At 66.5% G+C, this 13,640-nt stretch carries 14 protein-coding genes; 6 read left to right on the plus strand and 8 right to left on the minus strand.

What is annotated here, in order from left to right; all coding sequences use genetic code 11:
- Position 1: 1 nt before the first annotated feature.
- The 3 genes from GON04_RS19315 (at position 2) to GON04_RS19325 (ending at position 2,335) form a co-directional block, all read left to right on the plus strand.
- Positions 2–1,285 carry an FAD-dependent oxidoreductase gene (locus GON04_RS19315; RefSeq protein WP_157399639.1) on the plus strand — a complete coding sequence of 428 codons (1,284 nt, stop codon included), beginning with the start codon at positions 2–4 and terminating at the stop codon, positions 1,283–1,285.
- A gap of 101 nt (positions 1,286–1,386) precedes the next feature.
- Positions 1,387–1,608: a hypothetical protein gene (locus tag GON04_RS19320; protein WP_157399640.1), complete on the plus strand. Its 222-nt coding sequence runs from the start codon at positions 1,387–1,389 to the stop codon at positions 1,606–1,608.
- Positions 1,609–1,693: 85 nt separating this feature from the next.
- A complete protein-coding gene (locus tag GON04_RS19325; RefSeq protein ID WP_157399641.1) occupies positions 1,694–2,335 on the plus strand; it encodes a hypothetical protein in 642 nt (213 codons plus the stop codon).
- Positions 2,336–2,433: 98 nt separating this feature from the next.
- On the opposite strand, the gene GON04_RS19330 is transcribed toward GON04_RS19325, so the two are convergent.
- The 4 genes from GON04_RS19330 to GON04_RS19345 all read right to left on the minus strand — a co-directional run bounded on the left by GON04_RS19330 (position 2,434) and on the right by GON04_RS19345 (position 4,253).
- Positions 2,434–2,616: a hypothetical protein gene (locus GON04_RS19330; protein WP_157399642.1), complete on the minus strand. Its 183-nt coding sequence runs from the start codon at positions 2,614–2,616 to the stop codon at positions 2,434–2,436.
- A 108-nt stretch (positions 2,617–2,724) separates the two neighbouring features.
- Positions 2,725–3,177 (minus strand): hypothetical protein, encoded by a 453-nt coding sequence (locus GON04_RS19335; RefSeq protein ID WP_198349349.1) that lies wholly within the window; start codon positions 3,175–3,177, stop codon positions 2,725–2,727.
- 90 nt (positions 3,178–3,267) lie between these two features.
- Positions 3,268–3,741 (minus strand): cupin domain-containing protein, encoded by a 474-nt coding sequence (locus GON04_RS19340; RefSeq protein ID WP_157399644.1) that lies wholly within the window; start codon positions 3,739–3,741, stop codon positions 3,268–3,270.
- A 197-nt stretch (positions 3,742–3,938) separates the two neighbouring features.
- Positions 3,939–4,253, minus strand: coding sequence for a plasmid stabilization protein (locus GON04_RS19345; protein ID WP_157399645.1), 315 nt, complete (start codon positions 4,251–4,253; stop codon positions 3,939–3,941).
- 184 nt (positions 4,254–4,437) lie between these two features.
- On the opposite strand from GON04_RS19345, the gene GON04_RS19350 reads away from it, so the two are divergent.
- Both GON04_RS19350 and GON04_RS19355 read left to right on the plus strand, forming a co-directional pair.
- Positions 4,438–4,581, plus strand: a complete 144-nt coding sequence (locus tag GON04_RS19350) for a hypothetical protein (protein ID WP_157399646.1) — start codon at positions 4,438–4,440, stop codon at positions 4,579–4,581.
- 273 nt (positions 4,582–4,854) lie between these two features.
- Entirely contained in the window at positions 4,855–6,786 is a 1,932-nt protein-coding gene (locus GON04_RS19355; protein ID WP_181653666.1) for a PAS domain-containing protein, read from the plus strand.
- 31 nt (positions 6,787–6,817) lie between these two features.
- On the opposite strand, the gene GON04_RS19360 is transcribed toward GON04_RS19355, so the two are convergent.
- On the minus strand, positions 6,818–7,957 hold the full coding sequence (locus GON04_RS19360) for a sensor histidine kinase (protein ID WP_181653667.1): 1,140 nt from the start codon (positions 7,955–7,957) through the stop codon (positions 6,818–6,820).
- Positions 7,958–8,058: 101 nt separating this feature from the next.
- Between GON04_RS19360 and GON04_RS19365 the strand changes: the two genes are divergently transcribed.
- A complete protein-coding gene (locus GON04_RS19365) occupies positions 8,059–9,000 on the plus strand; it encodes a transglutaminase-like domain-containing protein (protein ID WP_157399649.1) in 942 nt (313 codons plus the stop codon).
- 527 nt (positions 9,001–9,527) lie between these two features.
- Here the strand turns inward: GON04_RS19365 and GON04_RS26625 are convergent.
- The 3 genes from GON04_RS26625 to GON04_RS19375 form a co-directional block, all read right to left on the minus strand.
- Positions 9,528–9,716 (minus strand): hypothetical protein, encoded by a 189-nt coding sequence (locus GON04_RS26625; RefSeq protein ID WP_198349350.1) that lies wholly within the window; start codon positions 9,714–9,716, stop codon positions 9,528–9,530.
- A 220-nt stretch (positions 9,717–9,936) separates the two neighbouring features.
- Positions 9,937–12,531 carry an ATP-binding protein gene (locus GON04_RS19370; protein WP_157399650.1) on the minus strand — a complete coding sequence of 865 codons (2,595 nt, stop codon included), beginning with the start codon at positions 12,529–12,531 and terminating at the stop codon, positions 9,937–9,939.
- A gap of 587 nt (positions 12,532–13,118) precedes the next feature.
- Positions 13,119–13,613, minus strand: coding sequence for a hypothetical protein (locus GON04_RS19375; RefSeq protein ID WP_157399651.1), 495 nt, complete (start codon positions 13,611–13,613; stop codon positions 13,119–13,121).
- Between the last annotated feature and the right edge of the window lie 27 nt (positions 13,614–13,640).

Genomic DNA, 13,640 nt, shown 5'->3' on the forward strand with positions numbered 1-13,640 from the left:
CATGGGCACACAACTCACGGCGGACGTCCTGGTGTGCGGCGGGGGCGTCGCCGGCACCATGGCCGCGGTCGCGGCGGCGCGCCAGGGCGCGGACGTGATCCTGGCGGAGCGCTACGGCTTCCTCGGTGGGAACGCCACGGCGGGAGCCGTCGCGCAGTTCAACAGCTGGCAGACCGCCAACGGCCGCCGCGTCGTCGCCGGCCTTGCCGCCGAAGTGGTGGAGCGCCTGCGCACCTACGGCGGTGCCGGCGAGCACCACCAGTTCGTGATGTCCACCGGCCACAAGATGGACCGGGTGGAGTACGCCCCCGAGGTCCTGAAGCTCGTCCTGGACGACATGGTCGGGGAGGCCGGCGTGCGGCCCCTGCTCCATGCAAGCCTGCTCGACGTGCGCAGCGAGGCGCGACAAGTCCGCCAGGTGCGGCTCCTCACCAAGAGCGGCGTGCTGGCGGTCGAACCACGCTTCCTGATCGACTGCTCGGGCGATCTCGATGCGCTGAAGCAGGCCGGGGCAGCGTTCCTGGAACTGGACGAAGGCGAGGCGCTCCAGCCCGCGACCATGATGTTCCGCTTCGGCCCGGTGGACTTCGCGCGCTTTGACGCGCTGAGCGCCGAAGAGACGAAGGCCCTGGCCGCGCGCGGCTTCGCGCAAGGCGCGCTTGCGCGTGCCGCGCTGCATGCGGCCCGCGACCCGTTCTCCGACGATGCCTGGTTCAACATCAGCCGCCTCGGGATCGACGCCACGGACGCGATGGCGCTGGGGCGGGCCGAGATCGAAGGCCGGCGGCAGGCGTGGCGCGCAGCGACTTACCTGCGCGAGGCCGTGCCCGGCTGCGGAGAGGGGCGGCTGCGTGCCTTCGGGACGCAAGTGGGCGTGCGCGAAACGCGCCGGGTCGCGGGCGACCATGTCCTGAGCGCGGAGGAACTGCTGCATCCGGTGGAATTCGCCGACGCGATCGCAGCGGGCGCGTACCCGATCGACATCCATCCTGCGTCGGGCGGCGAGCTCCTGTATTCCGGCCTGGGGGACGACCACGCCTACCAGATCCCCTACCGCAGCCTCATCCCGGCCGCGCTGGGCAACGCCCTGGTGGCGGGCCGCGGCATCTCGGCCACGCACCAGGCTCTCGCCGCGATCCGCGTCATGACCATTTCGATGGCGGTGGGCCAGGCCGCCGGCACGGCGGCGGGTCTCGCCTGCAGAGAGGGAGCGCGCGACGTGCGCCAGGTGTCCGTGCCGCGCCTGCGCACGGCACTGCAGGACGCCGGGGCGTGCCTGCGCTGAGCAAAGGAGCCGGCGACGCAGGGCTGACGAGAGGCCTCGTCCGTTTCGACGCCGCCGGCAAATCGGCGTAACCTGCCCACGTGTGCGCTCGAGGGCAGCTCATGAATGACACGCTCGAACCTCTCGTCGCGGATCTCGTCGAATGGGTCGGCAAGGGTCGCCCCTATGCCGAGGTGATGGACGCGTGGAAGACATCTTGTCCGCGCCTTCCGGTCTGGGAGGAAGCGCTGAGGCGCGGACTTCTGACCTGCAGCCGGGATCCGGGCGGCATCGAGTGGGTTCGCAGCACCCAGATCATCCAGGACAGTCGACACAGATCCTGAGACGGCGTGCGTTCGAGCGCCGGCGTCCGGTCGTCCTGGCTCATGCTGTGGCCATAATGCCCGGCACCAGATGACGCCAGCCAGAATGAGCGCCGCAGATTTCCTCCTCGCCCCAGAAGTCCAGAAGCTGTTGCTGCTGGTGTATTCACGCCCCGCCTGCAAGTTCACCGCCGACGAGATTGCGAAAGCGTCAAAGCTCACTGTCGAAGAGGTCCAGCAGACCCAGGAGCACCTCGTCAAGTGCGGAATCCTGACCAAGTGCAAATCGACGGCCGATGACCAGGAAGCGGTCTGCGCGAACACGTCTTTCGTCTTCTACCGCGAGCTGAGGGGCATCGCCCTCAAGTCCTTTGCAGCAGCGGAGCCAGTTCGAGCGATGCTGCGGTCGAAGTTCAAGAGGTCAGTGCTGCGCGCCTATTTGCTGGGTGAAGACCAGCAAGGCATGGTCGAACTGCTGGTCGTGCATGGCCACGAGGTGCCTGACGAGAAAGCCATGTCCGCGGCATGCCGGAAGCTCTCGGTGTCCATTGGTCGACATCTGAAGGTTCACGTGATTTCCGGCCGGCAGTACGCAACCCTCACCGGGCGTGATGACCTCGGAATGAAGCTGGCTGGCGCCTCCGCGATGGAGGTCATCGCCGAGGGCGACACGAAAGCAAAGCCGGCAGCCGAACGCGAGGGACTGATCGAGAGCGCCCGGAAAAAACTGGCCGCGCTGGCCAGGTAGCTGCCCGTCCGCCTTCGCAAGGTGCTAGCCGGGAAGTTTTCCGTCCGTCGCCGTTCTCGGGCCCTGGTGACCGCCCGCATCGACGCGGCGGCAGGGCGTCATTGGCGCGGGAACACCGATGGCTGGAATTTCGTTTCGGGAGGAAACACCAGCGTGGAGACCCGCGTATCGGGCAGCAGGTCACCCCTGCCCCTTCGACCCCTGATCCACAAGCCGATGCCGCCGGCGACAAGCACGATGAGAAAACCGGCGGTCAAGAGCGTGACTTGGCTGGAGAACATGCTCGCAGCATAAGGCACTGCTCTCGCTTTCTCGCAAGTAGGTAGTTTTCCGGAATGGCGGAAGCTACCCTTCCAACGCCAAGCGGACGCGAGGCGCGCAGGTGGCGCTCATGCAGGCTGGCCAGTCTCGTCCACCAGGCCATGCTGCTTGTAGATCGCCATTTCGTCGCCAACGATGAACCCAAAGATCTTCGGGCTCCCACTGCGCCGTTGAAGTAAATACAACACGTCGAACGGGATCGATACCTCCGCCCCATTGCGCTTCCGGTAACCAGCGGAGTAGTAGACACGAACCCGGTCGTGGTTCTCGCAAAGCGCTTCCGTCTCCACGCGATCGACCTTCATGCTCCTGGTTCCGATTGCCTTGTAGAAGCCATATCCTCTGATCAGCGCCTCCTCGAACGTCTCGTCATTTGCTCCTGCTGCAACTCGCCCGCCTACGCTCACAGAGATGAACCCTTCGGCGAAAAAGGCTCGAATCGCGGCCACATCAACGCTCTCGCCCAAGGAACGTTCATACGCCCTCGCGTATTGGCGGAAGAACTCTTCATAGTCGGGCACGTCCACTCCCACCTCTGCACGTTCGAAGCATCGGCAGACCGCAAGGGGTCGCGGCATGCCCAGGGCAGCAAGCCTGAGCGCCAGTGCGCACTACTTCCTAGGCTGACCTGACTCGTCGACCGGGGTCGTCCCGCTGGGACCGACGCCGACGATCTGCAGCACGACCTCTTCATCCTTCGCGCCATCGAAGTGGATCTTGTTCGGATGGTGAACGACCAGCGTGCCCGCAGGCACCGGGGTCGTGGCTTCACGATCCCACTTTGGTCCCGCACCGACCCACCACGTGCCTTTGAGAACGAGGATGTAACGCGTCTCCGCGTGGAAGTGGGGCGGGCTCATCGTGCCTGGGCCGAACTTGACCCGCATCACATAGGGGCCCGGCTGCGAGGGGTTTCCCGCCAGGACGGCGCTCTGCAAGCCTGGCCCGAACTGACCGGCGACCCACTTGACATCGGCGTCGCGCACGATCTGCATCACGTCCACGGGCGGATCGGCCAATGCCGCCGCGGAGACAAGACAGGCGCAGACCAGAGTGGTCGCATGCGTGACATGGCGCAGTCTCATTGTTGTTCTCCTGCTCGCATCGCCGCGGCGCCCGCCGCAGACGCGACTTCGAGGCGCTCACGATAGCGCTCGGCGACAACCGATGTGCTTCCATGTGTTCTTGTTGAGCGTCTCGCCAAAGCGGCGACGGGAGCAGAACCGAAGGCCGCCCGCGACCCGCGCCCGGATCGACGTCTCTGGTTCGACCTCGCGAACCCTCACGACGTGTTGCGGGCGGCGTTGCGCTTGCGGGTGGCAGCTGCCTTCCTGGCGGACGCGGACCGTTCCGCTGGGCTGCGTGCCGCCGAGGCTCGCCCGCCAGCCGCGCCACCCTTGCGCGACGGGCTGGTGTCCATGGCGCGCCCGCGACCGGAGCCGCTCTTCTTGCCCCCGCCAGTTTCCTTGTTCACGGTCGCCCAGGCCCGGCGCTCGGCTTCGTCCTTGCCGACGCCCCGATCCTCATAGCCTTCCTCGATATGTTCGGCCTGGCGCTTCTGCTTGTCGGTGTACGACGACTTGTCTCCGCGCGGCATGTCTGCTCCTTTCGTGGAAAAGGGTCCTTGACCTGAACGCTGCAACCGCCGCACAAGGCGCGTTGTAGGACGTGCATGTCATGCGGCGAGCGAATCGCCGCACGCCCCGCTTCTGACGAGGTTGCAACGGCCGTGGTTGGGTCCTAGCATGACGTCCCCACCCCTCGTCTCAAGAGGAACTCCGATGACTGCCCACCTCCTCAGGCTGGCGACGATCGCAAGTTTGATGGCGTCCGCGCTTTTCGTCGCGGGCTGCGACACGACCAAGAACCGCTCGTCATCGACGCCTGGCGGCGGCTCGGGCACCACCAATTCGAGCGCCTACTAGCCTGCTGATCGACTGCCTGACCCAGGCCACTTCTGGCGGGCAGCAGCTTCTCACCGTGTCATCGCCGACGCCCCCCGCGAAGAGGGGGCGGAACCTGATCGGCCGGACCTACGCTGGCGGACTTTGGTTGCCCCTCGCGAGATGAACTCATCTGCCGGCCTTCGGGCCAATTTCCTGCAAGGCGGCGGAAACGTTGGCGCGCTCATGCGCGCACATGACTGGTCGGACTCGCCGCTGGGCCCGCCGCAGCGGTGGCCGCAGCCTCTGCGCACCGTGGTCGGCCTGCTCCTGCAGTCGCGATTCCCGATGTTCGTCGCCTGGGGCGACGAACTGGGCTTCCTCTACAACGATCCCTACGCCGAGATCCTCGGCGTCAAGCATCCGCGCGCGCTGGGACGACGGTTCCAGGACATCTGGGCCGAGATCTGGACGGACATCAGCCCGCTGATCGAGGCGGCCATGGCAGGCCACGCGACGTATCGCGAGGACCTGCCCCTGCTGATGAACCGCAAGGGGTACGACGAGCAGACCTGGTTCACCTTCTCGTATTCCCCCGTGCGCGACGACAGCGGCAAGGTCGCCGGCATGTTCTGCGCCTGCTCGGAAACCACCCGCCGGGTCATGGCCGAGCGGGGACTGCGAGAGCTCAACGAGACGCTGGAGCGCCGCGTGAGCGAGGCGGTGGCCGAACGCAAGGTCCTGGCCGACATCGTGGAGGGAACCAACGCGTTCGTCCAGGTCGCCGACCTCGGCTTCCGGTGGCTCGCGATCAACCAGGCCGCCGCCAACGAGTTCGAACGCATTTTCGGCGTGCGGCCCCGGGTCGGTGACAGCATGCTGGAACTGCTCGCGGACCAGCCGGAGCACCAGGCCGCGGTCGCGGCGGTGTGGGGCCGCGCCCTCGCCGGCGAGGAGTTCGTCGAGGTGGCCGAGTTCGGGGATCCGGCCCGGGATCGCCGGTTCTATGAGATGCGCTACAACGCCTTGCGTGACCGCAATGGGACGCGCATCGGGTCCTACCAGTTCGTCTACGACGTCACCGAGCGCGTGCACGACCAGGAGCGCCTGCGGCGCGCGCAGGAGGCGCTGCGCCATGCGCAGAAGATGGAGTCGCTGGGGCAGCTGACCGGCGGCGTGGCCCACGACTTCAACAACCTGCTCGCGGTGTTCGCCAACGGCCTGCAGGTGCTGGAGCGCGATCCGTCCGCGGAGCAGCGCCAGCGCGTGTACGCCAGCATGCGTCGCGCCGTGGCCCGCGGCAGCGGGTTGACGCACCAGCTCCTGTCGTTCTCGCGCCGGCGCCCGATGAACCCGGAGTCGATCGATCCCGCCGCGAGCCTGGAGGCCATGCGGGACCTGCTCACACGTTCGCTGCGTGGCGACGTCGAGATCCGGATGGAGCTCATGCCCGGCCTTTGGCCCGTCGAGGTCGACCCTGGAGAGTTCGAACTGGCGATGTTGAACCTGTGCGTGAATGCGCGTGACGCGATGGCGGCCGGCGGCAGCATCAGGATCACGGCCATGAACGTGGCGGAGACGGGCGAGGACGGGCCGGCGGGCGACTTCGTGCGGCTGTCGGTGCAGGACGCCGGATGCGGCATGCCCCCCGAGGTCCTGTCCCGTGTGTTCGAGCCGTTCTTCACCACCAAGGACATCGGCAAGGGCTCGGGCCTGGGCCTGCCGCAGGTCTATGGCTTCGCGCAGCAATCCGGAGGCCGGATCAGCATCGACAGCCAGGTGGGCATGGGGACCGTGGTGACCTTGCTGCTGCCGCGCTCGTCGCAGCAGCCCGTCGCGTCACCCGACCCCTCCCGGGCGTCGGCCGCGCCCAGCGGTGGCCCGCGGCGCGGGCAGGTCCTGCTCGTCGAGGATGACACCGAAGTCGCCGCGCTGACGCGGGAAATGCTCAGTGCCCTGGGCTTCACGGTGCTCCATGCCGCCACACCGGTGGCCGCCCTGGGCGCGTTGGCCAACGGTCGTCCCGTGGACGTCGTGCTCTCCGACATCATGATGCCCGGCGGCATGAGCGGGCTGGAACTGGCCCGCGAGATCCGGCGCCGGCAGCCGAAGCTCCCCATCGTGCTGACCACCGGGTATTCGGAAGCGACTGCCGGCATGGAGAGCGAGGAGTTCGAGCTGCTGCTCAAGCCGTACAGCCTGGAGGGGTTGTACAAGGCGCTGAGTGTCCTGCCATTGGATCCATAGCGCCCAGGTGGCAACCGGTGGGGGCGGATCTTCAGGCCGGGAAAGTGGGGCGCGGCAGACGAACGCAGAACGTTGTGGCCGGACCTTCGGACGAGACGTCGACGGAGCCCCCGTGTGCCACCGCGATTTCTTTTGCGATGTAGAGGCCGAGGCCCAGCCCGGACGAGCCGGCCTTCCGGTCCTTCTGCGCATCGGATGCATGTCGCAGTGGCGTGAACAAGGTTCTCCACGTCTCGGCCGTGATGTGGGGGCCTTCATTCTGGACCCGCACGGTGACTGCTTCGCCCTCCCCGGTGACGCGGACGATGACCGGCTTGGAGGGGTCCCCGTGCTGGACGGCATTCGAGACCAGGTTCGACAGCATCTGCGCGACCCGCGTGCCGTCCCAGTTGCCGGTGCAGTCGCCCTCGCGGGTGACCTCCAACCTGCTGTCGGGATGAAGGATGCCGACCTCTTCGGCGACGCTGGCGGCAATCTCGCCGACATCGGCCGGTGCCGGCGAGACGGGCAGCCGAATGCCCAGCGCCGTCTGGGTGAAGTCAAGGATGTCGTTCACCATGGCCTTCATCCGCTCCGCAGAGGTCAGCATGCGGACCACCGCTTTCGTCTGTGCACCATCCAGGCTGTCGGTCCGCAGAAGCGAATTGGCAGTCAAGTGCACCACCCCCAATGGTGTCCGCAGGTCGTGCCCGAGGACCGCCAGCAGGAGGTTGCGCGCGTCATCCACATGTTTGGCATACAGCGACGTCGACTCGGTCAGGGCCTGGTCCAGGGACTCACCCAAGCGGGTCAGCTCCTCGAGCGACCCTCGGTCGACCTCCTGCTGGGTTTGCGTCCAACGCCGAATCACTGAAGCCCGCAGGGCCCGGTACTCGGCGACCAACTGATCCAGCGAGAACGCCTGCGCAAAGCGTTGCTCCGCGTGGTCGCGCGCAATGCGGGTGATCTCTGGCGCATTGCCGGGCGCATTGCCCTGTGACTTTTCGTGCCTGCGCGCTGCCCCCTGGGCTTGCCTGATGTCGGCGGCAACCGCGACGAGGAGAACCTTGGCGTGGTCTGCCAGTTCCCCGAACGACAAACCACCCGATGACGGCAGGCGGGAACGGGCGAACTCGACCCATTCCGCGACGATCGGGTCGACGTGCTGCTCGATGAAGTCCGAGATGTCCATTGCTTTCCAGTTCGAATGCGCCCTGTCGTGCCCGGCCGTGAACCGGGACGTGGAGCTGCGCCAGCCACCCATGCGTCGACTGGCCTGAGAATGCACGGATCATGGTCCAGATCGCCCTGGAGCTCACGCTCGAGTACGACGTCAAGCATCCGGAAGGTGCCGACTTCGTGTTCAACATCCACCCCGCCGTCACGGCCCATCAGGCAGTGCGGGACGAACGCCTGAGCATCAGCCAGAGCATCGTCCCGCAGGTCGCTGTGGAATCCGGCACGGGATCGCGGTTCATGCGGCTGCATGCAAACGCTGGCCCGTTCATCCTGCACTACGCGTCAACCGTCGCGATCGACCACCACATGGCTGAGCCCGACACGCTCGTCGAAGTGCCGGTGAGGTGCCTGCCGCTGGAGGTGATGCCGTACGTCTACCCCAGCCGTTACTGCGAATCGGACCGGCTGTTGAAGCTCGCCTTCGGCGAGTTCGGCCACCTCTGGCCGGGCTATAGCCGCGTGCTCGCGGTCCAGCATTGGGTGCAGGATCGCGTGTCCTTCGTGTCCAACACGAGCACCTCGACGACCTCCGCGCTGGATACCGTCCTGGACCGCGTCGGCGTCTGCAGGGACTTCGCCCACCTCATGATCGCCCTGTGCCGCGCACTCAACATCCCTGCGCGGATCGCCACAGGGACGGATTTCGGTGCCGAAGCGCTCGGTCCGTCGGACTTCCACGCGTATGTCGAGGTCTACCTCAGCGGCCGCTGGTACCTCTTCGACCCGTCAGGGACCGGCATCCCCATGGGCTTCGTCCGGATCGGAACGGGCCGCGATGCGGCGGACGTCGCCTATGCCACGATCTTCGGCTCCGTCGAATCCAAGGCGCCAGTCGTGCGGGCGACGGCGTCGGCCGCTGCGGGTCTCGACGTCCCCCGACACTGCCGCGAGGCGCTGTCGACCGTCGCGGCAGCGCCGGTGCCGGACGATGGTTGCGCGCAGTTCGCCGGAGCGACCGGGCCCTCGGATGCCGTCGCCAGGCAACTGCCCAACTAGGCGGGCATCTCGATCCCGGTCAACGGATCGCAGCCGTCGCTGAGCAACATGACCTCGACACCATTGACGCTCTGGTGCACACGGCACGTAGGAGGCGGGCGACCAGAGAAGTGGCGTCCGCCCGGGTCGGCCGACGATCCCGTGGCCTCATGCTGGTATCGGGCCCCCTCGCCCGGATCGGACCACCATGAGTAATCCCTGGACAAAGAAGAACCCGTTCATGAGCGTGTGGCTCAGCGCCGCCAACAGCGCTGCCGGCCGTGCCCGCGGACAAGCGACGAGCGCTGGCAAGAGGCAAGTCGCTGTCGCACAGGCCGACGCTACGCGACAGGTTCTTGACTTCTGGTTCGGCAAGCCGGCGAAGCAGGCCGGCCGCAAGAGGCCCCGACGGTAGGGCGGCACGACCGATGCAGGCGGGCCCGGCAGATGCCGGGCGACCCGGCGGTTGGATCGGCTGTCTGCAGCGTCAGCGACACGGCCGGATCTCCATGCCCCTCCCGCAGGGCAGCAGGATGGACACGCATCGGCTAGCGAAGACGCTTGCGACGTTCCGATCTGGTTTTTTCATAGCGCGCCGCGAGTTGTGAATCCAGGCGCCGCAGCTTCTCGAGGGCAAGTGCGGCGCTTTCCGGCAGCGCCTTCGCATCCCGTCTCCCGTCGACGGCGGCCCCCCCAGCCTTCTTCGGCCCGTCTTCGTCCTGTGTGCGCTTCGCCATATGCCAAAGCCGCAGTATTCGACTGCCGGGGCAGGCGCCGTTGTGGTCAGACGTGCTGCGTCCGCGTAGGCGCAGGAAGGGACAGGACTCTCCCTGCGAACGGGTCTGCGCCGCGCATCCTGCTTTTCAGGGGCCGGCTGCGTCTCCCACTGCCAATCGTCCAGTTCCTGGGTTGCGAATCGCGCAAGTCGAAAACCGCGCGGTACTCTGGTCCCTGGGGCTACAGCATGGCCCCGACCTTGCGGACGAACTCCGCGACTTCAAATGGTTTGCCGATGACCTGCATGCCTTCGGGTAGCTGGCCGCCCCCCACTGCCGCCGCGGCGTCGGCGTAGCCGGTGATGAACAGCACGGGCAGCGCAGGACGCGTGGCGCGACCACCGTCGGCAACCTGACGTCCGTTCAGTCCGCTGGGCAGCCCCACGTCGGTCACCAGGATGTCGACTCGCGCGTCCGATTGCAGCACGCTCAAACCTTCGGCGCCTCTCGCGCAGGCGATCACGTGGTAACCGGCCCGCTCGAGCTCCTCTGTCAACAGCGGCCTGATGGTGGGGTCGTCCTCCACCAGCAGCACCACTTCGCCGGAGCCATCGACGCCGGGCGTGGACCGCGCCGCCGTGCTCTGTCGCGGCGCCTCGCCGTCGACTCTCGGCAGGACGATCTGGACCGACGTGCCTCGGCCAAGCTGGGAGGCCACCTCGACGTGTCCTCCCGACTGGCGTACGAACCCGTAGACCATGGACAAGCCCAAGCCCGTGCCTTCGCCTTGGGGCTTGGTGGTGAAAAAGGGGTCGAACACCCGGGCGCGAATCTCCTCCGACATGCCCACGCCGGTGTCGACTACGCGCAGGCGGACATAGTCGCCCGCGGCGAGTTCGCGCTGGGCCGCCTGGCGCGCGTCCAGACGGATGTTCTCCAACGCGAGCGTCAGCTTGCCGCTGCCAGGCAGCATGGCGTCGCGCGCGTTGATGCACAGATTGAGGATGGCGCTCTCCAGCTGAGGCGGATCCACCTTCGCGTGCCAGAGGTCCGCCGCGCATTCGATGACGACCGCGATCGAGGGGCCTACAGTGCTGCGCACGAGGTCTTCCAGCCCGCGGACCAAATGGGCGAGGTCGACCGTCTTCGGATCGAGCGTCTGGCGCCGCGAGAAGGCCAGCATGCGCTGCGTCAGCGCGGCTGCGCGCTTGATCGATCGGTCGGCCATGTCGAAGTATCTCGACCACTGGCCAGGGTTCGCGCCATCGCGTGCGCGCCGCAGCATTTCCAAGCTCAGGCTCAGCCCGTGCAAGAGATTGTTGAAGTCGTGCGCAATGCCGCCGGTGAGCTGTCCTATGGCCTCCATCTTCTGCGACTGCCGATATCGCGCCTCGACCTCCATGAGCTCGCGCGTACGCTGCTCGACCTTCGCCTCGAGCTCCCGGTGCGCTTCACGCAAAGCGATCTCGTTTCGCAGCCGCTCGGCGGCCATGCGCGTGCGCTCCCCCACCTCCTTGATCAAGGCGAGGACGTCCCTGGACCAGTTTCGCGCCTTGTCCTCATTGACGAAAAAGACCGCCACCAGACGGCCGTCCTCCAGCACCGGCACGTTCACGAACGATCGGGCGGACTTCGATTCCAGCGCGTGGGCCGCTACGCTGGTGCGCGGGTCCAGCCGGACATCAGGGATGTCGATGAAGTCGCCGTTTTTCAGGCTGTCGATGAATGACCCATAGTCGCGCAGCGGCGTGACCCCTGCCAGGCTCTCGACCCCCTCCTTGACCCAATCGCGCTCGACGTGAAGGGTGTCGCGTTCGGCGTCGATGCTCCCGTATCCGACACGGCTCACACCCAACGCGTGGCCCAGGAGCTCGGAGGCTTCGAAGCCAACGTCGGCTACGGACCGGGCTCCCTGGAAGCGCGCGGTGAGCTCGATCAGGCTTTCCCTCCGGCGCTCGGCGGCAACCCGCTCGGTCACGTCCACGCCCTCAACGAAAATGCCTTCGACCTCGCCCGCTTCGTTCCGCACGGGCTGGTAGACGAAGTCGACGAAGCGCTCGACGGGAGGGGAGCTGGGAGCTTCGGCCACGGAGAACCTCGCGCCGTTGGCCGCGTAGGCGACGCCGCTCGCGAACACCTGGTCGAGGAGGGCCACATAGCCCTGAGCGACCGCGTCAGGCAAAGCCTCGGCCACTGAGAGGCCCAGCACTGGACGGTGGCCCACCAAGCGGTTGTAGCTGGCGTTGGCGAACTCGAAGACATGCTGAGGGCCGCGCAGCATCGCCATGAAGCCAGGCGCCTGCTCGAACATCTGGCCGATCCGCTCGCGCTCCCGCAGCACATGAGCGGTGGCGCGAACCTTCTCGGTCGTCTCGACGACGACCGCCATGACGCCCGCAGGATTGCCGTCCGCATCGACCAAGGGCGAATAGTCGAGGTCCATCCAGACCTGCTCGGGCCTGCCGTCGCGGTGCAGGATCAGCTCCTGGTCTCGGTAGGCGAGAGTCCCCCCCGTCAGGCCGACGCGCATGACCTTGTCGTTGAACTCGGCGACTTCGGGCCAGCCCTCGCGAACTTTGGAGCCCAGCAAGCCGGGATGCCTCTTTCCGGCGAAGCGCGAGTAGGCGTCGTTGTAGATCATCACGCCGTCTTCGCCCCACAGCATCACCATGGCGACCTCGGACCTGAGCATGTTCGCGACCGACGTCCGCACATGCGGAGGCCAAGTCTCGACAGGACCCATGCTGGTCGACGCCCAGGAAAATTTGGCGATCAGACCCCCGAGTTCGCCGCCCACTCTCAGGAAGGCTGGCAGTTCGACGAACGGGAGGGTCATGCGTAGCGATGTCAGCGAAAGCTGACGAGCTTATCAGCGGGGGAACTGTCGAGCTCCCACGCCGCGTCATTGCTCTTGCGCGAACTGCCCACTCAATCTCTAGCGGATTTCGCGCGGAGAAGGGGCACGCCTTGACGCATGACGCTTCATCCCTGAAGGATGCCGCGGTGGGCTTTCGCCCTGCCATGTAGCGGCTGCTAGTTATCGTGTCGGACGAAGAGATCTTCAAGGAGACTGAGGCGATGGTCGCATCGAAGCCTGGATCGATCGACAGGGATGCATGGCGTTCGCTGTTGAAGGAACGGCTGCTCTCGGAAGGTAGGCTGGAGCACCGCTAGTGCGCGGCCCCGCTATGTGGACGCGCGTTGACCACAGGCGCTCATTGTTGTGGGTGCAGACGCTCAAGTCCGGCTTTCGGCCGGATGCGGGCCGGTCAACGGCACTCAGCTCTGCCCGCCGCAACAGCCGCGTCTCCTGTGTAAAGCGGCGTGGTGCAGTTCCTTGCCGATGCTGTCGGCACCTCCAGTTCGAACTCGTACTGACAGGTGACCTTCCGCTCCTCACCGATTCGGAGCCGATGTGATTGTTCAGCCGACCACGTCAGCGCAAAACCCTGCCTCTGCCCAAGCATTTGCACGGACGCGCGTCAGTTTGAAGCCTGGCGACACGCTCGCGCTGCCAAGCACATCCCCGGCGGCGGTCGTCGCCCGCAGAATGGCAGTCGGCCTCTCGTCGTCTGGATCGATGTCGAGCGTGACCCTCACGCGCCCGCCAGCGTGCGAGATGTCGAGATGCTGGTGCAATGTCGCCTCCAACTGCTGCTCGTGACGGCGCACGAATTCGGCGGCGGTCTTCACCAACGTGATGAAGGCCGCAGTGTCGAGCGGCTTGGGGTTTTTCTTGTCGCGCCCCATCGTCCACGGTCCGACGAGCGCCGGCTCCGACTGGCCGTCGGGCGTCATTGCCACCGCCCAGCCATCGTCGTCCTCGTTCTTGATGACCCGGGCCGTCCATCCATTGTCACGCCACAAGCGCGCGCCGCGGATGGTCTCCTGATCGCTCCCGCTCTCGAAATCGTCCATGCTGGATTGTTGCAGCATCCCGCGCCC

Source organism: Ramlibacter pinisoli (assembly GCF_009758015.1).
GTDB classification, from domain to species: domain Bacteria; phylum Pseudomonadota; class Gammaproteobacteria; order Burkholderiales; family Burkholderiaceae_C; genus Ramlibacter; species Ramlibacter pinisoli.